The 21254-nt window shown below is 58.0% G+C and carries 11 protein-coding genes; 5 read left to right on the top strand and 6 right to left on the bottom strand.

Annotated elements, in window-relative coordinates:
• Positions 1–139: 139 nt before the first annotated feature.
• Complete coding sequence (locus tag RDV48_19315; protein ID MDQ7824958.1) at positions 140–2359, bottom strand: endo alpha-1,4 polygalactosaminidase; 2220 nt, start codon at positions 2357–2359, stop codon at positions 140–142.
• A gap of 235 nt (positions 2360–2594) precedes the next feature.
• Here RDV48_19315 and RDV48_19310 point away from each other — a divergent pair, with 235 nt between their 5' ends.
• On the top strand, positions 2595–4628 hold the full coding sequence (locus RDV48_19310) for a serine/threonine-protein kinase (GenBank protein ID MDQ7824957.1): 2034 nt from the start codon (positions 2595–2597) through the stop codon (positions 4626–4628).
• Positions 4629–4634: 6 nt separating this feature from the next.
• Here the strand turns inward: RDV48_19310 and RDV48_19305 are convergent, their stop codons facing one another.
• The 4 genes from RDV48_19305 to RDV48_19290 form a co-directional block, all read right to left on the bottom strand.
• Positions 4635–5057: a hypothetical protein gene (locus RDV48_19305; protein MDQ7824956.1), complete on the bottom strand. Its 423-nt coding sequence runs from the start codon at positions 5055–5057 to the stop codon at positions 4635–4637.
• Complete coding sequence (locus tag RDV48_19300) at positions 5054–7117, bottom strand: cyclic nucleotide-binding domain-containing protein (GenBank protein MDQ7824955.1); 2064 nt, start codon at positions 7115–7117, stop codon at positions 5054–5056. Before RDV48_19300 ends, RDV48_19305 begins: the two co-directional genes overlap by 4 nt.
• A 190-nt stretch (positions 7118–7307) precedes the next feature.
• A complete protein-coding gene (locus RDV48_19295) occupies positions 7308–8402 on the bottom strand; it encodes a bifunctional UDP-sugar hydrolase/5'-nucleotidase (protein ID MDQ7824954.1) in 1095 nt (364 codons plus the stop codon).
• Between the two features lie 135 nt (positions 8403–8537).
• On the bottom strand, positions 8538–9359 hold the full coding sequence (locus RDV48_19290; GenBank protein MDQ7824953.1) for a nitroreductase family protein: 822 nt from the start codon (positions 9357–9359) through the stop codon (positions 8538–8540).
• A 118-nt stretch (positions 9360–9477) separates the two neighbouring features.
• Between RDV48_19290 and RDV48_19285 the strand changes: the two genes are divergently transcribed.
• The 3 genes from RDV48_19285 to RDV48_19275 are packed head-to-tail and all read left to right on the top strand — an operon-like array spanning position 9478 to position 20471.
• Positions 9478–11643 (top strand): cyclic nucleotide-binding domain-containing protein, encoded by a 2166-nt coding sequence (locus tag RDV48_19285; GenBank protein ID MDQ7824952.1) that lies wholly within the window; start codon positions 9478–9480, stop codon positions 11641–11643.
• 13 nt (positions 11644–11656) lie between these two features.
• Positions 11657–16084 (top strand): SUMF1/EgtB/PvdO family nonheme iron enzyme, encoded by a 4428-nt coding sequence (locus RDV48_19280; GenBank protein MDQ7824951.1) that lies wholly within the window; start codon positions 11657–11659, stop codon positions 16082–16084.
• Positions 16085–16130: 46 nt separating this feature from the next.
• Positions 16131–20471 (top strand): SUMF1/EgtB/PvdO family nonheme iron enzyme, encoded by a 4341-nt coding sequence (locus RDV48_19275; GenBank protein ID MDQ7824950.1) that lies wholly within the window; start codon positions 16131–16133, stop codon positions 20469–20471.
• A 21-nt stretch (positions 20472–20492) separates the two neighbouring features.
• Here RDV48_19275 and RDV48_19270 read toward each other — a convergent pair whose 3' ends face one another.
• Positions 20493–20666, bottom strand: a complete 174-nt coding sequence (locus RDV48_19270; protein MDQ7824949.1) for a hypothetical protein — start codon at positions 20664–20666, stop codon at positions 20493–20495.
• Positions 20667–20708: 42 nt separating this feature from the next.
• Between RDV48_19270 and RDV48_19265 the strand changes: the two genes are divergently transcribed.
• On the top strand, positions 20709–21233 hold the full coding sequence (locus RDV48_19265) for a hypothetical protein (protein ID MDQ7824948.1): 525 nt from the start codon (positions 20709–20711) through the stop codon (positions 21231–21233).
• Positions 21234–21254 lie beyond the last annotated feature (21 nt).

Genomic DNA, 21254 nt, shown 5'->3' with positions numbered 1-21254 from the left:
TTTAGTGATGGAAAGCGACGGCTTATATCGTGCCATCTGTCTTCTCACTTCTTCACGCTGTCCCGGAAACCTGCAAAAAACCGACAGCCACTTTTTTACCGGGAAAAAGCGGCCGTCGCCTTCCTTGACCGGAGGGGTGCTAGTAATTGGGAGGCGGTGTCGTCGTGAGCTGCGATAATGCGGTCTGGGAGCAGTAAGGTATGAAGCCCCGGGCAAGCGAGCTGGCATAGGCGGTTCCTGCATAGGTCTTCGCGTATTCCAGGTCAAACACGGGCTTCCCGGCGCTCATGTAAACCGGCAGGTTCTGGAGATAATCAGCAGTCCAGGCGGAGTTGACGACCCTGTCGGCGCTGCCTGACACGTTCCATCCCGGCTTTGTTCCCTCGTACCAGATTGATTCCTGGTGAATGGCGTCGATGGAGCTTATTGATTCAGGGCGCATTATCCCAAGCTCGAGGGCGTTGTTCTGGATTATCAGGAAGCCGGGCTTCCTGCTCTGAGCGTAAGCGCGGATCTCCTGGAGGAGGTTCGCCATCTCCAGTGCCGGGTTTTTCCCTTCCAGCGCCGCCCTGTCGGCCACTTCGGGGAGAAGAAAGACATCCACCACGTCCAGGAATATCCCGTCAAATCCGCCGTTTATGGCCTGGTTCACAAGGCTGTCATTATTGTAGATGACGATATTTTTCCATGCGGGGTCCCAGAAGGCCACGGGGTAGTTTCCCACCCACTGGCTGTTTGCAGTGATGATGAAAGACGGCCACGTGGAGGCCCATGTCCAGTAGCTCCGGTAATCCTCGGCTTCACCGATGCTCGTGTAGGCGATGAGGAGCTTTCTCCAGGGACCGCTGCCGGCATAGGTGGCCTTGAGCTGATCTGTCATGGCCCTGGTGTTGAAAGATGATCCCTTGATGGTATTATTCCCTTCCAGTATCAGCATGTGATATCTCGACGAGCCAAGGGTCGCCGCTGCCTGGCTTGTGTCGGTGTTCTGAAGCTGAATAGCCCAGCTCTTTACCTGTGACAGGGGGATGGGGGAGAGGCCCGTTGCCGGTGAGGGAACCGGGGAAGGGGACGGAGCTGGAGAAGGTGATGGTGATGCAGTGGGGACAGGCGTCGGCGAAGGGGATGGAGAGGGTGATACAGTCGGTGAAGGCGTGGGTGCTGGTGAGTTGTACGCGGGAGGCGGTGTAGTGGTGAGCCTTGAAAGGGACGTCCTGGAGCAGTAGGTCAGGTAGCCCTGGGCTGATCCATTGCGGTAAGCTTTGCCCGCGTATTTTTTTGCATACTCAAGGTCGCAGACTACCTTTCCGGCATTCCTGTATGGCTTCAGCAGGGTGATGAGTGACTGGCTCGTGCCTGCCGGTACGGCCCTGTCATAGCCGCTGGAATCATTCCATCTGCTCGTTGAAGCCCCGGTATACCACACCGCCTCCTGGCTGATGAGGTCAATATTCTGCATGGAGGCGGGGCACTTCTGTGCAAGGTCGGCAGCATTGTTCTGCATGATGAGAAACCCTGGAGTTTTCGCCTGCCCATGGAGCCTGATTTTTTCAATGAATGAAGCCATTTCCTGGGCTGTGTCCCTGCCGGCGGTCTTTGCAAGTTCAATCACGGAGGGATCCTTGTAGAAATCCACGCAGTCAAGAAATACCCCGTCAAAGCCGTCGTTGAGAGCTTCGTTGACGAGGCTTCTCTGTCCGTATATGATGATATCCTGCCATTGAGGCTCCCAGAAGGCCACGGGGAAGGCCTCTGCCGATCCAGAGGCACCGGGGCCTGCGATAAAGGAGGGCCAGTCCGCGGGAAGAGGGCCGCTCCCCGTGTAGCCCGTGGACCAGGTCCAGTAGGCGCGCCATGATTCAGCCTGTCCTATGTCGATATATGCCAGGACCAGCTTCCTGTTTGTTCCGCCGCTTGCTGCTGAGGCTTTTATGGTGCTCACCATGGATTTCGTGTCAAAGGTCGAGCCCTTGAGAGTCGAGACAGGCTCAAGTACGAGGATATCGTAAGCAGAATCAGCCAATGCGGTGACGGAACCGCTTCCTTCGATATTGTCAAGCTGGATGGCCCAGGTTTTCACCGCGGAGAGAGGCTTGGGAAGAAGGGCAGCCCTCGCCGCAGAGGGGGCTCTGGTGGCAGCGGCTTCACTGGTGGGCTCAAGCGCTGCAGAAGGGTCCAGGTTCTGCGGCCTTGCCATGGAAGTCGGCAGAGGGGCAGAATCAGCCACCTTTGACGATGAGAGCTCGGGATTTACAGAGTCAAGAGATGTGGGCCCGTTTCCCCCGCACCCGCTGACAAGAAGCGCCAGGGAAAGCGCAAGGACCAGAGAGAGGTAATTTTTTTCGGAAATGTGTTGCATGATTCCTCCAGGATTGGTTGATGGTGCGATATTTTCATTTCTTGGCCTGACACTGTCCTTCTCAGGCGGAGCTCTTTTTTCCCGCCACATAATTATAACAAGAATCATTCATAATTACATCGATCCTACGCTCTAGTCTCATTGAACTATTATGAGCCGTGAATTACCGGCTTCATAAAAAATTGGCTTCTCCCGTCTTTTCGTCATGTTCTGCCCGTGGTATAATTGAAATGTTATGAGAAGCAGGGAGCTGAAGGCCGGCGATGTTCTGGCGGGCCGTTACAGAATCACGGGAGTCATTGGCCATGGCGCCTATGGCATCGTCTACCGGGCCGATGACATGGAAGTGCCGGGGGCGCAGTGGGCAATCAAGGAAATATGGGAAGGCGCCCTGAGCGAAGAAGAGCGCTCTGAGGCCCGCATCCTTTATGAAAAAGAGATTGCCATCCTGAGAAAGCTCAATCATACGGGCGTTCCCAAGGTGGTGGACACTTTCTCATATGACACCTGCCATTACCTGATAATGGAATACGTAGAGGGGAAAACCCTTGAGACCCTCATGGAGGAAGGGATGCCGCCGCTCCCTGTCGTCGTGGGGTGGGCTCTCAAAGTCTGCGACATCCTTGAGTATCTCCACTCCCTGAGCCCCGATCCGCTTATTTTCAGGGACCTCAAGCCTTCGAACATCATGGTCACCTCGCGGGGCAGGGTCATCCTGATAGATTTCGGCATTGCCCGTTTTTTCAGGGCAGGCAGGAATAAGGACACCCATATCCTGGGGACGCCGGGCTTTTCGCCTCCCGAGCAGTACGGCAGGAGCCAGAGCGACCAGCGCAGTGATATCTACTCGCTGGGGGCCACCTTTCACCACCTTCTGTGCGGCCAGGACCTGGCGCAGTTCAAGTTCCATGTGCCGCCCCTCAGGATATTCAACACCCAGGTGCCTCGGGAGCTCTCAATGGTCCTGGCGAAATGCCTTGCCGAAGCGCCTGAGAAGAGGTACCAGAGTGTCAGGATCCTGGGAGAAGCCCTCAGAAAGGTGCACCAGGGCCTCAGAAAGGCCGAGAAGGAGGGCAGTGCCCCTTCCGGCTCCCCTCTGTTCTCATTTCAGGCTCTCAGGGACTTTCTCCGGGGGCTTGCTCCCCTGCCGTTCCTCTGGGCGGCCTTTATCGCATTCATTATCCTGTATATGATGACAGGCTTTCTCTCTCATATTGCTGAACTGGTACCGATGACTTTTGCGGGCCTGACCTACCTCACCTCTGCAGTAATATCGGTAGTTTCCTTCATTGGCCTCTTCACGGCATTCAGACTAAAAAGATATAATATTCTTGCCGCTTCCCTGATCAGTCTCATGGCGGTCGGCTACTTCTATTCAAGATATCCTCTTACCCCGGTTCATCCGAGGCGGAATGCCGATCCATTGAAGGACTGCTCCTCAGCCCTCAAAAGCATAGCCCCTGCCCTTGAGCTCTATTCAATGGACAACGGGGGATTCTATCCCCTGTCCCTCACGGACCTTACACCCCGTTACATGAAAAAGCTTCCCGCATGCCCCGCGGCAAAAGCAATGACTTATGGTTACATGAGTTCCAGCAATCCCCGCTGCTATACTCTCTGGTGCGAGGGAGCATATCATGAGAGGGAAACGGGGGCGGAGGACTTCCCCCAGTACGATGCCGTTACAGGCCTCATGGAGAATCCGGCGGCAATCCCGGCGCCTCACCTTGCAGAGCAGGAGCCCTCTCCATCAGTCACCGTCGTCGGCCCTCTTTCGGCAGCGATGTCTTCGCCCCGGGCCAGCCCTGAAGAATCCGGCGGTCCCGATGCCGGGGAGCTTCCTTCAGCGCCTTATGAACCCACGGAGCTTTCAACGCCCCGGGGAGGTCCCATCAATATGCCCTCGGCGCAGCATGCCGGGAGGAGGCCAGACGAGGAGCTCATGGCTGAAAAATACCGGGATAAGCAGTATTACTCCGCCTGCCAGTTCAACATAAAAAGGATCGCTACGGCGCTCGAGATGTATTCCACTGACAACGCGGGACTCTATCCCCCTTCACTCAATGTCCTCGTGCCTGCTTACATTCACCGGATGCCGGGGTGCCCCCTCGAGGACCTGCCCTATGGCTATTCTTCCTTGCACCCGTCGAAGAGCAGCCCTCCCTCATGCAGGATATGGTGCGCCGGGGCGCACCACCGCGAAGTGACGGGCAGGGATGACCTCCCCTGCTATACTTCTGACAAGGGGTTTATCGACAGCAATGAATAAGGGGAATCACTTTGAAGGCGACGTGCCCGACGGGCTCTCCTTGATTGAAAACTCGCCCTTGATGTCGTCCCTGGTGCGCAGTTTCTTGTCGGGGCCCTTGCTGATGATGATGAATTCCTCGTTGAAGTTGTTCACGAAGAGATATTTCTGCCCGAAGTAATCGACGCCTATGGGCCTCTTGCGCCTCTTCTTGGGGGTGAACCTCTTCTTGAGCCATGGGATGAAATTGTCAGACTTGGGGAGCTTTCCCGTGTATTGATACTCTGTCAGGATATTGCGCCCGATTAACTGGATCTCCGTCTCGGTCATCTGCACGTAAACGGCCTTCTTCATGGAGTTGTAGAGCTTCATGAACCTGCTGGTGTTGGCATAGCAGGCCCAGACAAGGATGATGAGGGGCACTATCTTCCAGAGTATCCTGCCTGTCATAGGGTGCCTCCGGAATAGTCGGAGAGCCTCCTGACGCCCAGCCGCTCCAGTTTTTCACCCAGTGAGAAGTACCGTGAGAAGAACTCGTTGAAGGACTCCCTGCCAAGAGCTATGAGGCTTCCCGGGGTCCGGGCAATGACCGTGGCGGTCCTCGTGCTGTCGGTGAGGAGGGCAATCTCGCCGAAGGGGTCTCCCTGGCTGAGGGTCCTGATCACTGTCTTCTCGTCCTTGTCCATCACTTCCAGCTCGCCTTTCAGCACCACGTAGAAGTGGTCCGCCCTGTCCCCGTGGCGGATGACGGCCTGCCCGGGCTCCACGGTGATGCGCTCCACCATATGGAGGAGCTGCGCAATGGCCTCGGTCTCGAGGCTGGAGAAGAAAGGCGAATTGTAGAGCATGTGGTAGCCCTGGACAAGGGCCACCACGTCGGAGCCCTTGATGGCCTCGGCGGCCTTGAGAAAGTCATCGCGGCCTATGGCCAGGGCCGAGCCGGCGGTAAGGGCCTTTACCGTGGCGGTCCGGGGCCTCTGCTCCACCAGGGCCACTTCCCCGAAGCTGTCACCGGTGATGAGCCTGGCCACATGGACCTCCTGGCCCGTGTCCTCCTCTCTCACCACAAGGGCTTCGCCCTCGGTGATGACAAAGAAGGAGTCGCCCTCCTCGCCCTGGCGGATGATGATATCGCCCTGTGAAAAGGCGAGGTTCTTCGACGAGTCGGCGATTCTGTCCAGCAGCTCGCCGGGGGCCTGGCTGAAAAAGGGCACCGATTTCAGAAAGGCCATGACCTTCTCTTTCTCAAGCGATTTCAGCTCCGCGTGGCGCTTTTCCAGGCTTTTCCGCGGGAGCAGGGATTTCAGGAATCCTATCAAAGCGGAGACGAGGCCCAGCAGCACCGTGAAGGATATGAGGCAGAGAGCTGCCACAAGGAGCACCACGAGCACGGTGGTAAAAATTCCCGAGCCGTTGATATAGAGGAGTGCCAGGGCTTCCTTGTTTTTCTCCATGAAATCGGCTCCCAGCGAAAAGAGCGAGATGCACCAGATGAAAGTCCAGCAGCAGAAGACGATGAGGGGCTTTTCGGTCTCGTTGAGGTCGGTGGTGAAGAGCCTCTTGAGCATCCTGCTCCTGAGATAGGTGAAGCCGCTCTGCACTGCCTCGTTGCTCTTTGAATAAGATGAGTAGAATTCGTAGGCTGTCGTGGGACCCACGGGGCAGAGATCGAGGAACATGGCGAGGAACACCCCCGTCGAGGCAAGGGAGAGGAGCAGACTCGCCTCGGGGGCGCCAGCCCTGTTCATTACGGCGAACAGCCAGAGAAGAGAAGATACCAGAAAAAGTGAAGCCAGAGATATCAGCGAGGCAGTGAGCCTGACAGGCCGGGGAGCCCGGACCAGGGACCCGGAGCCCGGATCGATGCTGATGACGCCGAAGGTGAGATGGACCATGAAGGGCCCGGGAGCAAGGCCGCAGCTTGCAAGGCACAGTATCCTCACGAGGGACTTTATGAGGCAGGCAAAAGAAAGTGAGAGATAAATGCTAAGAGCCGCCATGGCGCAGGAGCTCTCCGTATCAAACATCCCTGTTACCTGCGGGAGTCCCAGGTAAGCCGTCAGCCCCGCGCCCAGGGCAAAGAGTACCACGAAGAGAAGCGGTGGCGGCCCTTTTCCGGTGCACCCGGCGCCGCCCTTTTCGGGGAGGGTTCTCCTGGGGTGATAGAGGGTAATGGAGAGAGCGCCGAGGAAGTATTTCCAGAAGCTCCTCTCCTCGGCATCAAAAAGGCGGGCGATGGCCCTGCTCTCTTCCAGCATGCCTCTTGCCGCCATCTGGCCCGTGAGGGACTTGAGCTTCTGGAAGGGGATGTAGTTGTATTTCAGGTAGGCGCTGTAAGCTATCTCGCTGAGGGTCCGGCCGTCAAACTCCCTGACCAGGTTCACTTCGAGCTGATCGATTACCAGGTAGTTCGTGCTCTCAGCGTTGATCACCACGAAGGTCCCGTCGCTGCGGTCCACTACCTGGTAGCCCTCCCGGAGCTTCAGGGGAAGTTCTTCTGCTTTCTTCATCGGGTGCGACCTCTGAAAAGGCTTATTTCGTGAGGCCCGGGAAGGTTTGGTGAGAAGAACAGGGATGAGCAGTCGTTGAGGACCCCACACAATAATGCCAGAAAAGATGCTTTCCGTCAAGCCTCCGGAAAAATGGAAAACCCGGCAGGCTCCCGGGTTTTTATGGCAAATATCAGTGAGCTGCCGCTTTTTAACTGTCCCTGTGCGGCTTGCTGTCGTCCCTGTTCATGTCAATCTCGCCGCCGCCCTTGCTGTGGTAGTTCTTTATAATATCCTCCACCACGGGATCGGGCTTTACCGTGGCGCTGCTTGTAGGCCAGGGCTTCATGTTCACGGCAATGACCTCGCGGGTTTTGTTGTCTATCGTGATGTCTGTCTCCATCACGTACTTGCCGTGGGACATTCCTTCTATGATATAAGTCCTGGTGGGGAACTTGCTTACCACAATCGGCTCACCGGTAAACTGGTGATCGTGGCCTGTCAGTATCACATTGATACCTTCGACGTTCTCGGCAAGGTTGAGGTCCGCTTTCTTGCCGACGCCGTGGTGGGAAAGAGAAACGATCACCTCGGCTCCCTGGGCCTTGAGCTCGGGAAGGAGCTCCCGCACCGTGTCATTAATCTCGCGCTTATCTACGTCCTTACCCACATCGGGATGGGCCGATGTGGCCATATGGGGCACCACGGTGCCTATGAAAGCCACCTTGACGCCTTCCACATCCTTTATCACGTAGGGCTTCACGCCCGGGAGGTAATCGCCGGTCTTCTTATCCCTGATGTTGGAACAGACCACATCGGCATTGATCCTGGAGGTATACTCGTCATGCATCGCCGGGGCGCCGTACTGGAATTCGTGGTTCCCCGGCTCCACGATGTGGTAGCCGATCTGGTTCATGATCTCAAGCATCGGGCTAAAATGATTGGCATCGGAGTAAGGGGGGTTATAGGCTATATCGCCCACATCAACCACGATGGCGTCGGGATTTTCTTTCTTGAGCTGGTGGACAAGCCCGGACACCTCAGGCATATTTTTAAACTGTGCATGCATGTCGTTGGTGCTGAGGATGGTGATGGTGGTAGTGCCATTTGGTGACGCCGCAGCCCTCGGGGTGTCCGGCTTTTCCTGCTTCACGCCTTCCGTCCCGGCGTTTATATCCACTGAATCACCGGGCGCCGCTTGTTCGGGAATATCTGTCGGCGTATCATTTTTTATCTCCCTGTGATGCCTGTGAGGGGAGAGTTCTGCGTTGCCTGCTGCATTGAAATTCAACGGGTTCATGTTCATGACGCGCACCCTTTCAAAATATATATTGTCCCTGTTCTTATGATACCATGCCGGGAGGGAAAGATACATTGCCAAATTTTTAACAGATGGACATGCTCTGGAAGGGGAAACTGCGTGAATGCTGATGGTTTCCATTCATGCCCATGTGATCCGCGGCTCTTTGCGCTTCGGGACCCTCATGTAGCGGTGCTTCGGGTACCCGAAGAACATTGACCCGCAGGGCCTGTGGCCCTCGGGAAGCTCAAGGGCTTCGGTGATGGCAGGGGACAAGCCACAGGCGATATCGAAGAACCCTGCCCAGCAGCCGCCAAGGTCCTTGGCCCTGAGGGCAAGCTCAAAGTAAGTGAGGGCAATGGTGCCCATCAGCACGGTCATTCTCTCTTCGCCGGCGGCATGGGCTGCCACGAGGTGGGGAGCACCCCTGAATATCATATCGTTTCCCATCTCAGATATCTTGAGGATCGTGGGCATTGAGAGGGCCTGGGCCAGGGGGTGGCCTTTCGCCACCATCTCTTTCATCCAGTCAAGCACAAGGCTCTCAAGCTTTGAAAGGTTCTTCCGGTCATGGATGACCTTCCAGTGGACCGGCTGGAGGTTATGGCCCGAGGGGGCGTGGGAGGCAAGGGCAATCACTTCATATATCACTTCCCTTGGCACTTCCTTTTCCTGGTATGAGCGGATCGACCGCCTGGAGAGGAGGAACTGCCTTATCTGGCCGCCTGAAGGATCAAGGGCTTTCTCAAGGGGCATGCAGTCGCCGGGGAGCATATCCTTATGGGCTACAGCGCTTTTCGGGCACACGGCCACGCAGTGACCGCACACGATGCAGGCCCGCTCGGCGCGGGGATGGACAGAGGGAACGGCCTGATCCCTGCGGATTATTATCCTTGTAGGGCACACGTCAACGCAGGCGCCGCACTGGATACAGAGATCCTGGTCAAAAGTGAGCGAGCTCATAGGTAACCTCCTTATCCGGGCTTTTCTCCCGATTATACCAGATGGGCCCCCTGGTGACAAGGAGAGCCCCGCTTTTCAAGTGCAGGATTACAAGGGACCGCAGAGAATAGAATACTCTATGTTTACCATCAAAGAGATGCCGAGAGGCGGAACGCTCGTAGAAAATGACGGTTTCCTGCTGCAGGTGGGAGCCTACCCTGAAACGATCAAGGACACGATGACGTCAGAACGGGGCGTGCCGGACCTGTACCTGCTGCCCGACGACCTCTTCGATACCGGCCTGGGCATAAGCATCAGTGACCTTGAGTTCCCTGTCTATTTCAATTTTTACCTTAAGAAGAAAAAGTGCCGCTTCATCTGCAGGAGGAACCAGGTAAAGCCGATACTGAAAATGCTCAAGGAGGCCGTGTTCGGCCCCACCGTTCTCTTCACCGGACAGGAGTTTCCGCGGGGCGAGGAGACGCCCGGCTACCCCGATCTGAGGAAGGAGATGCTGTCGTACAAAATTGACCCGGCCCTGCCGGGAGGGCGCCTCCGCCTCAAGCACATAATCGAGGTCCATACTTTTGACGGCGGCAATAAGGTTCAGGTGGACGGCGTGACGATTTCGGCGCCGGCCCACAACTCTTACCTCTTCGAGGCATGCGGGGAGCACTGCGAGTATCGCTTCAGGCCGAAAGATGAGGTGCTTCTCCCCTGCGCCCTCCCTGAGGCATGCATTCCCGGTGAGTGCTCTTATGTTCCCCCTCTCTTCGGCGTCACTGTAATAGGGAGCGGTCATGGATTCGACCCCGGGGCCGACACTTCAGGCTTTATTGTCTGGATAGACGGGAAAGGCATCCTTGTGGACCCTCCTGTCAACTCGACGGCCTGGCTGAAGCACAACAGGGTCAATACAAGGCAGATAGAGGACCTGATTCTCACCCACTGCCATGCCGATCACGATTCCGGAACCCTTCAGAAGATCCTGGAAGAGGGGCGCATCAGGGTTCACACGACGGAGACCATAATGCACAGCTTCGTCACCAAGTACTCCTCACTGATAGGGCTGAGCCGCCGGGAATTCCGGAGCCTCTTCGAGTTTGAGCCGGTCACCATCGGCAAGGCTACCACGCTCGCAGGTGCGGAGTTCCTCTTCAGATATACTCTTCATTCCATTCCTACCATCAATTTCGAAGTGACATTCCAGGGTAAGTCCTTTTTCTATTCATCTGACACGCTGAATGACCCCTCGGCCATCCGGTCCCTTCACGAGAAGGGCATTCTCTCAGAAGGCAGGATGAACGATCTGCTGAAGGTCCCTTTTGATGACAGCCTGGTCTTCCACGAGGCGGGAGTCCCGCCCATTCACACCCCCATCGCAATCCTTGCGGAGCTTCCCGACTTGGTGAAAGAGCATCTCTACCTTGTCCATGTCTCGGAGAAGACCATTCCGGCCGGGAAGGGGCTGAAGCTTGCCCTCCCCGGCGTCGTCAACACTCTTGCCATCGATGTCCCCCTTCCCGAGGCAAGCCCTGCGTACAGGATACTGGACGTGATGGCTCATATCGATCTTTTCTCGTCGATGACGGTGAAGAAGGCCCTGGAGTTTCTGGAGATCACCCACCACAGCGTTCATGAGCCCGGGGAGATCATAATAAAGCGCAATACCCCGGGAGACAGGTTTTTCATGCTCCAGTCGGGAGAGGTGGAGGTCATCAGCGAGAATCTCCCGAAGAGCGTCGTGTACGGCCGATATGACTATTTCGGCGAGACGGCCCTCATCCTTGGAGAGCCCAGGAATGCCGACATAAAGGCCCTGACGCGCACCGAGCTCATATATATCAATGCCAACGACTTTCTCCACTTCATCCGCGGCACTGGCCTTGCCCAGATTTTCAAAAGGCTCAACGCCAACAGGCTCTTCGGGGCACGGTGGCTCTTCGAGAAGCACCGTATCCTCGATGGGCTCACGCCCCTGCAAAAGAACCAGCTCATGTGCATGATGGAGATCAGGGAGATTCGGAAGGGAGCCTCCCTTTTCCGGAAGGGTGAGCCCGTCTCGTCGTACTTCCTTATAGATACCGGCACCGTTCAGATCAGCAGGGACGGCAAGGAGGCTCCTGCCGGCTCCGGCACCCTTGTAGGTGAGTTTGACCGTAACCTCGATGCGGCGCGCTATTCATCAGAGGCACAGGCTCTCAGCGATGTGAGGGCATACCGGATAGATGCCATTGATATGAAGGCTTTTTTCAAGGCCAATCCGGGAACTTATGTAAGGCTTGTCAAGTCGGCAAAGATCTGAGCGCCCAGGCTGTATGAACCAGCATAACCAGCCCAAATCCCAGCTCAAGGCAATTCTGACTGCCGATATCAAAGGCTTTTCCTCCCTTCTCAAAGAGGACGAGGATGGAGTAATACGCCTTCTCACCACGAAGTACTATACCCTTGCTGCCGAAGAGTCGGAACGGGCCGGCGGTATGCTGTTCCGCAAGGAGGGCGATGCCGTCTGGTGTGCCTTCGACAGCGCCATCGCAAGCATTCGCGCGGCTGTCGCCATCCAGGAGAAGTTTTTCGAATGGCGCCTGGACCCCGGCACTCCCTCGGTGCATCTGCGCGTCGGTATTCATTTCGGCGAGGTGACCATCACGGAGGAAGGCGATATCCTGGGCCATACCCTCTCGGTGGCAAAGCGCCTGGAAAGATCCTGCGAGATGGACGGAATCCATGTCTCCGAGCCTCTTTACCGGCAGGTCTCCCATCTTCCCTGTGGAGTGACCTTTACTGAGTGCAGCTCCATCAGTCTCAAGGGGATAGGAGATTACCGGTCGTTCAAGGGAAGGCTTCTGGAAGAGCGGTGCATTGAGATTGATCGCTCCCTCAGCGAGAGAGCACGGCTCCTGTCACGATCACGGGTGGTCATTGGTGCTTATCTTGACAGCCTTCCTGATGAGAGAGAGCGCGGAAGGTGGGAACGTGCCGCGCTCAGGGCTGCATTGAGCTATGGCGGGGTGCTCGCCGAGCTGCCGGACTCGGTCTTCATGCTTGTCTTTCCCCCTCAGGTGAATATTGCCGATCTGCTCTCTGAGCCTGAGCTCAAAGGGCCCCGCCGCTCGGTGGGATTCGGCCCTGTTATGATGGAATGCCCCAAAGGAGGCACCGTTGAAAAAATATGGGGTGCTCCCGCTATGGAGGTGTGCTCCTCGCTGACGGAAACAGGACTTGACCCCGGGGAGACCATCATCCTGGAAAGCCTGCTCCACCATTTTTCACTCCCTGTCATCTCCTATGGAGATTCCCAGGGCCAGGAGGCAGGGCGCCTCTACCGCTTCCGCCCGGGAGAGGGATCCCATAATCCCCCTGCCGGCGGCTGCCGCGCAGGCACCGTGACGCTCTTCCCCGCCGTGAAGCCTGCAGATATTGTTATCGGTCATACCAGGGGCCATGGGAAAAACTTTCCAGAGGGACTCAAGCCTCTTGCCATGGATTCAGGTGCCGGCGATGCCTGCCCGTTTCTTGATAGTGAGGCTGAAGCCCTGCTTGAGGGAGATCGGGGCGTGGGCCTTGCTTTTGCTGCCGCTTACCTCTCCTCACTGGATATGAAAAAGCTTCCGCCGCGTGTTGCGGCACTGGGCACCCTCTCACCTGACGGTTCTTTTACCGCGCCGGATGGCTTCGAAGAGCGGCTTTCCATTCTCTCTTCAGCATGCCCTGCCCCATCGTTGCTGCTTGCCCCTCCAGGGACGCCGGCCCTCCCGGGAGTGCCCGTCAAGGTGATCGCGAATATCAGGGAGCTTCGCCAGTGGCTCGGCTCCCTGGCAGGCGCCGCCTGCCATGAAGAGTTTATCAGCCAGGCCTGGAGGGAGAGGAAGATTGTCCTCGTCACCGCGGGCCCTGCGGGCGGGAGCGTCGAGAGAGAGTCGCTGGAGATTTTATGGAGGAGTGCGGCAGGACTGGAGAACCCTTCGCCAAGCTCCCTGGAAACCGTCGCGGAAATGGCCGAAGAGCTGCTCGGGCGCGGTGGGATGCTTGATTGTTTTGCGAAGTGGAGCGGGAGTCTTGAAGAGAGCTCCCTTGTCGGCCTCGTGAGCAGGCTTGATCCGCCCCTTGTGGTGACGCTCTTTCCCGACAGGCGATGGAAGGAGAGCTTCGCGCATTGCCCGCCGGACCAGGGCGCTTATACGCCGGCACTCCGCGTGGCAGAACTTGCTGGCAGCGTGGAAAAGCCCGAGACCCTGGCCCTCACGGAAGCCGATTCAGAGAAGATGCTCAGGCGCCTGCCAGGCCTCTCGCAATGGCAGAAAGCTTTATCGGAGCACCTTTTTCTGCTGATGTGCACTGACGGCAGCGAGCAGGCGCTGAAAGATTTTATCCGCAGGATCCGCCAGGTATTTCCTCCCGCACCGGAGCAGAAAATTCTCCTGATAAGCCGGGAGGCAGGGGAGGGGGCAGCCTCCTGGTGGGGGCGGCGCGGGGTGATGATAGTGAGGAGGGACCCCGAGGAGCTCTTCTCCTCTCTCCTCATGGCTTGTCGGCAGGGCACACCGGCTGCTTCTGCCCCTCTCAAGGCAAGGGCTTTGCCCTCCAGGCCATACAAGTTCCTGAATTATTTCTGCCCCGAAGACCGATCCATCTTCTTCGGCAGGGAGCAGGAAAGTGAAGCCCTTCTCACCGCTGTCACGACGTCGCCCTGGCTTGTGATCTTCGGCCTCTCCGGCTCAGGGAAGACTTCGCTTCTGAACGCGGGCGTGGCTTCGCGCCTGAAGCGTCCTCATCACATGGTCCTCCGCCTTCGTACCCTCAAAGACCCGCTGGTAACGCTCAGGGAACATCTTGAGGCTCTCGGGATCCCTGTGGTAAGCGGCACTGGCTCATTGAGGCTCATGATGGAAGCCTCCGCCGCCCTGGTTCCAGGCCATGTGGTAATAATCTATGACCAGTTCGAGGAGTTCTTCCTGCGCTGCTCTCCCGGCGAGCGCGCCCTTTTCATAGAGGAAGTCTCCGTTTTCATGGCCCGGCCTCCTCTCCGCTGCCACCTCATAATAGCGCTGCGAGAGGACTTCCTGCCCGAGATGTCGCAGTTTGAGAAGGCTTTTCCCGCTGTCCTGAAAAGCCGCTACCGTGTCCGTCGCCTCACTGTGGAGCAGGCAAGGAGATCACTGATGGGACCTGCGGCCCTCTTCGGCATTGCCGTTGAAGAAAAGCTCGCTGACGAGCTCCTCGTGTGCCTCTTTGAAGACGGTATCGATCCCCCCGAGCTTCAGATCGTCATGGACAGCCTTTACACCGCCCGCGACAAAAAGCGAAGGCTGATATCCATGGAGACATTGCGAGATCTTGGCGGAGTAAAGGCTATTCTCTCGCAGTATATCAATGAGGCGCTCCAGGGAATGGGTCGGGACCAGGAAGCCTGCCGGGGAGTCATGAGGCGAATGATCACAGACCAGGGAACAAAGGCAGTGGTGGCGCTGAAGGACCTCAAGGCGCCAGAGGAGCCGCCGGCAGAGATCGAGCGCCTCATGGCGCTTCTGGTCAATGCCCGCCTGGTCAGGACTTTCAGCGAGGGAGGTGAGAGGCGCTATGAGCTGGCCCATGAGCACATGATAGAAGAAGTGGGCTCATGGGTTTCAGATAAAGAGGTAGTGATCAGGCATGTCTCCACGGTGCTCAGGGCCGAGCTGCTGAACTGGCGGAAGCACGGCAGTGTCGTGGGGCTTGACAGGCTTGCCATAATCCACAGGGAGCGCCATCTTCTCAGGATAGGGGAGCAGGAGCATGGAATGCTCATCATGGCATCAGCCATCCATGGCTATCACCTTGAAGACTGGCTTGAGAAGAGCCAGTGGCGCGGGCAGGGCCTTGCCATCCTTCTCAGGATGCTGGAGGACGGCGAAACCAGGGGTGCCGTCGCCCGCGGGATAATAGAGTGCCTCTTTTACCTGGATATGGGAGCTGGTGAGCTTGAGGTGCTCTTTGCCGCAATGCAGAGGCATGGGAATCCCCATCTTCTTGAGCGCCTCAGGAAGATGGCTGACGGGACCGGGCGGGGGCGCCTCTACGATGAGCTGGCGCTGAGGGTGCACCGCCGCTATTTTGGGAAGCCCGCAATGGCCCTGGTGCAGGGCGGGCCTGCCCTCTTAGGCTCGACGCGCACCGAAAAGGACGCCAGGAAAGCGAAGCTCCGCCCCGACCTCCATCCCATGATAGAGAGCGAGAGTGATCTCCACGAGGCTGAGATTCCCCCTTTCTGTATCGACCGCTGTCTCACGACCAACGAGGAATATGCTGAATATCTCCCGGCCTGTCACTTTCCGCCTGATGAAGGCCGCCACCCTGTCGTGGACGTGAGCTGGTATGATGCCGAGAAGTACGCTGCCTGGATCGGAAAGATGCTTCCCACAGAGGAGCAATGGGAGAAAGCGGCGAGGGGGACGGACGGGCGGCGCTTCCCCTGGGGCGAAGAGTATGACGCTCATCGTGCCAACACTGCGGAATCAGGCCTGAAGAGGACCGTGGAGGTCACAAGCCACCCTGAAGGGGCAAGCCCTTGCGGGTGCCTGGGAATGGTGGGAAACGTCTGGGAGTGGACGTCCACCCCCTGGTCCCCCGGCAGCCCTCTTTTCGCCAAAAAGGGGGGATGTGCCGTGAACTTCATGGCCCTGGCGCAGGCCCCGGGGCGTTACGGTGACCTGCCTTACGTGATATCGCAGTGGATTGGGTTCCGCCTTTGCTGCGAGGCTGAATAGAGCCCGCCGCTCTTACCGGGGCAGCAGGTATTCAGGGGAGGGAATCATGGCTTCAGAATCAGGATCAGGAGCGCTCAGGACGGTCCTCGTCATCGAGTGCCTCCGGCCCGGGGAGAGCCCTCCGATCCTCATAGGGGGGAAAAGCCGCCAGAATTCTGCCGAGAGCTGTATACTGGCCCATGGGGGGCAGGTGCATGGGAAGTGGGAGGGAGACCTCTGGGTTTCCTTTGGAAGCGCCATTGAAGCCGTGAATGCGGCCATAGCCATTCAGCGGGCTTTTGCCGCCCCGGGGCTCGAGCCTCCCATGCCGATTGAGCACAGGCCGCGCATTGGCGCCCATACCGGTGAGATGGCGGCAGCATTTTATGCCGGGCCGGATGATGAGCCTTTCAGAAGCGCCGTGTATCTGAAGAACTGCTGCAGCGGCGGGGCGATTGCCCTTTCGGGCACTCTTCTCTCCGGCCTGGAAGGACGGCATCTCCCCCTGGCCATTCACGAGATGGCGATAGACGATCTTTCGAGCCCTTCGCCGGCCTTCAAGGCATTCCTTGGCATACTTCAGGCCGTGGAGGATTCCTCTTCACGGGGAGCTCAGCCTGGCCGTAAGTGGATTGTCCTGGCGGCGGACCTTGGGGCTCTTGCATCCCAGGCACAGGTGGCATGGGAGCGCGAGGCAATGAGGGTGGCTTCATCTCTCGGGGGGCGCTGGTACAGGGCAAAGGACGGCACCGGCTTTCTCATGGCAGAGGCGGGATCCAAGGCTCTCGATGCAATGCTGCAGGAAAAGCTGGAAGGTCCAAGAGCCGTTCTTGCCGCAGGGGAAGTATTGGTATCTGACCCGGCGGAGAGGGTGACGATCCTGTCCGGAAAGACCGTTGAGCATTGCCTCGGTGCTCTGAGATGCGGCGGGGAGAAGCCTCTCCTCATCGCCACGGAAGAGGCAGTGAGCATGGCAGGCTCCCGCCGCTCGTGGGAGCCATACGGGAGGCTTGGCTATGAAGGCCCCCTGCTATATAAAAGCGTGCCGGGCCCTCCATTCCCCTTCTACGGCATCCCTCAGCGGATTACTGCGACAGGCAGGCATGGCCTGGTGGACTTCATCACAGGCGCCGGGCGGGGCCTTGTGCCTGCCGCCGGCAGCGTGATGTCAAGGATTCACCGCCTCGTTGCGGAGGCTGATCCCGTCTGGAAATCTCTTTATCCAGTGCTCTCACCTTCCCAGGCTGAGCTTCTTGAAGGCGATGATGGCTGCGGTCTTGCAGTGCTGCTTGGCTTCCTTGCCGCGGGGAGCGGGAGCGGCTTTGATTTCAATGTTGCTGCGGCAGGAGCTGTGGAAGACGAGGGTGCAATCGGCGCCGGCCACCACCTGGAATCCTCTCTGCCAGGCTTTTGCCTTGTTGCTCCTCCAGGCATTATGAAAGGTGAAGTGAGCATCGGGAGTGTCCATGAGGCGCTCCTGTGGGTACAATCGCTCAGGCAGGAGGCTGTCAACCGGTCCCTGGCAGAGGCCAGCACCGCTGGAAAGCTGGTGGTCATTATCAGCGGGCCTTTCGGCGGTGCCGATGAGGCTCCGTCCCTGGCCGGGGCTCTTGAAGAAGCCCTGGGGATTGACCCTCAGGGGAAGGATATAGCCGGGCTTGCCGAGGAAATGGAAGCGGGACCGGGCAGAGATGCGCTCCTGTGCGTTTTTAATCAATGGTGCTCGTCCCTGGAGGCTTCGCCATTGCCTTCAAAGCTCTCCTCCCTCAGGCCGGCGAGGACAATCTCCCTTTTCCCCGATCCGCGGCTTGAGGGGAGCTCTGTGAAAGCCCTGGGAGGATCTGTGTCTCAGCCTGTACTGAGCGAGGCGGGCTTTGAGAAGATCCTGTCCGGCCTCTTCAGGATGGGAGATCGCCATGGCGAGCTAATGGCCACTCACCCGGTTCTCCTGTGCAGCCATCCTCTCACCGATATGATCCTTCGAATATTTATAAAGTTTATGCGCCAGGAAGTAAGCGCAGGTCCCACTATGCCCATGGCATTGGTATGCCCCGGGATAACGGCGGTGGCGAGGCATTACTGGGAGCGCCGCGGAGTGAGAGTTCTCGAAGGGAGCGCCGTAGAAGTCCTGGATAAGGTTGCCTGTGCCGCCGGCACCATGCCATCGGTTTCAGAGGAGCCTCGAGCCCTGGCGGAGAGCATTGCTGCGCCGTATAAATTTCTTGAGTCTTTTGAGGAGCAGGACCGCTCCATCTTCTTTGGCCGTGATGGGGAAGTCCCCCAGGTGCGGGAGAGAATACTCTCCCACGCTGTCACTGTCGTCTATGGCCGCTCCGGCGTGGGAAAGACATCGCTTCTCAAGGCAGGCGTTCTCCCCTCTCTTCCCCCCCCGCAGAACCTGAGCATCGTTATCCGATGCATTGATGACCCCCTTGCCGCAATTAACAGGAGCCTTTCCCAGTGCCTTCTCACCGGCGCCGGGGAGGCATCTCTTCCCGATCTCGCAGGCCGGCTCCTGGCGCACCTCTCGGGCAGCCTGATCATCCTTATAGACCAGTTCGAGGAATTTTTCGTGCGCCTGACCCGGGAACACCAGAGGCGCTTCTGCGAGGAGATCGCCCTGGCAATCGCGTCAGTGCCCTCCCGTCTCCATGTGATCTTTTCCCTGCGGGAGGATTTTCTTGCCTCCATGGCAGACCTGGAGCCCTGGCTTCCCGGGGTACTGGACAACCGTTACCGCCTTGGTGCACTCAGTGACGAGCAGGCCCGCCTTGCCATCGAGGGGCCCGCCGGGCTGTTCGACGTCTCTGTCGAGAAGGAGCTTGCCGATACGCTCATCAATGAGCTCAGGGGAGAGGGCGTTGATCCACCTGAGCTTCAGATTGTCCTTGACAGGCTTTATGCCTCCCGCAACGTCAGAAGCCGCTCCATGACGATGGAAAGCTACCGGGCTCTCGGCGGGGTGAGCTCCATTCTTGTCGATTACCTGCGAAGGACTATTGCCGATGATATGAGAGATATCACCGGCAATCTTCCCCGCAGGCTCATGGGAGCAATGGTAACCGATCACGGCACGAAGGCCGTCGTCACCATCGCGGACATCGCCTGCCGTGTGGGCGTCCCCGAGTCCGACGCAGCCTCGATGATGGAGCGCTTCGTGCAGGCCCGCATTGTCCGGAGCCTCTCCGATGAGGAAGGGCAGACTCTGTACGAGCTTGTCCATGAATACCTGCTCTCTGAGATCAGGAGCTGGGCCACCGAGGAAGACCTCGAGGTGCGCCACGGGGAGCTCATTGTCCGCTCAGAGCTTGAAAGCTGGCAGCACTTCGGGAGCCTCATAAGCCCTGACCGCCTCGATCTGCTCTACAAGGTGCGCCTCTGCCTTTCCCTCAGCGCCGATGAGCTTGCGCTGGTAGTTCGCGCCAGCGCTATCCACCAGCGCCCCATTGAGGGCTGGACGCACCATGCCCTGTTCCATGAGGCAGGGGTGCCCGTGCTGCTTGAGATGCTTGATGATCCCTCTCTCGATGGCTTTATAAAGAGGGCGGTCATAGAGTCCTTATTTCCCCTTGCCATAAGCGGGGAAGCCCTGGAAAAAATCCTGGAGGCTGCTGAATCGGTAGGCCACCCGGCACTGATGGCCAAGCTCAGGGAATCTGAAGTCGCCGGAAGCCGCACGGTCCTTATTGACGAGATGAATGCCCGCGTAAAGAGGCGTTTTACCGGCCCCCGCAGGATGGCGAAGGTAGAGGCGGGGCCCTTCCTGTTCGGCTCTACGCGTGAGAACAGGGAGCTTCGCAAGAAGCTTCTCGGGGCCCACCTCCATCACTCCATAGACCACGAGGCCGATATTGGCGAAGAGTGGCTCGAGACTTTTTATATAGACCTCTGCCCTGTGACCAACGAGGAGTACGCCGAGTTCAGGCCGGGGCACCTTCAGCGCTATCCTCCCGGGCAGGACCGTTATCCCGTGACGCGCCTGAGCTGGCATGACGCCAGGGACTATGCGGCATGGCTCGGCAAGGAGCTGCCCTCGGCGCAGCAATGGGAAAAGGCAGCCCGCGGCCCCGAAGGCCGCCTCTTTCCATGGGGAAACGAGTTCTCACCGGCGCTGTTGAACTCTGCAGAGTCAGGGCTCGCCTCTACGACGCCGGTAGGTATGTACCCGCAAGGTGCGAGCCCATACGGGTGTCTTGACATGGCAGGAAACGTGTGGGAGTGGACCTGCAGCGAGTATGAGGGAAAGGGCCCCCTGAAAGTGCAGAAAGGGGGTAGCTTCGCCGATTATGAGCCGCAGCAGCAGGCTTCGTCGCTCCAGGACGGCCATCCCGATTTTATTATACTGCTGGTCGGCTTCCGGACTGTCTCCACAGGAAATATGGCAGGACAGGGGCACTTCATGCTATAATTCACCATAGGGCCCAATTTCTCAGGAAAGGGAGGCCTTGCCATCAGGGAGCTTTCGCTTATTATATATTTTACCGTCACAGGACTCATCCAGGAGCTTTTTCTCTTTATCTACGAGTCCCTGCTCTTCGGGGGAAAGCTCTGGTGGTGGAGGCTCAATTTCTGCTATTTCATTGAATATTTCTGGGGGATTCACTGGATTGTCCGGCGCGAGGCAAAGAAGCTTCCCGGCGACGAGGTGAGCTACACATGCGGCGAGACGCCGCCAAGTACCCTGAGGGCCGTGCTTCGCGCCCTCACCCTCCGGGAGGGTGACGAGTTCGTGGACCTGGGATGCGGCAGAGGGCAGACCATCTTTTTCTCCCGCCTTCTCTTCGGTCTCAAGGCAAGGGGCTATGATCTCGTGGCGCCCTTCATCCTGAAGGCCAGGCTTATCAACTGCTTCCTCAGGCTGAGCGACGTGGATTTTTTCTGCCAGTCCCTCACCATGGCGGACCTTCACCTCGCGCGGGTAATCTACCTCGTCTCCACGACCTTCAGCGACGAGTTAATGAAAGAGGTGATGGAAAAGCTCCGGGAGGCCCCTGCCGGCGCTTACGTCGTGTCGGTGTCGCGCCCCCTGGAGGAAGAGTTTCTTGAGCGCTTCAGGAAGGAATACCTTCTCTTCACGTGGGGTCATGCGCCGGTCTATTACTACACCAGGAAGGGAGAGCCCGGCCCTTTACCAGATGAGGGCCTTATCTCGGCTCAATCCCGACGGTGATCTGAATTACTGCACTGCCGG

Source organism: Candidatus Eremiobacterota bacterium, assembly GCA_031082125.1.
In the GTDB taxonomy this organism is placed as follows: Bacteria; Vulcanimicrobiota; CADAWZ01; order CADAWZ01; family Ess09-12; genus Ess09-12.
This window is presented reverse-complemented; position numbering and strand designations above follow the sequence as displayed.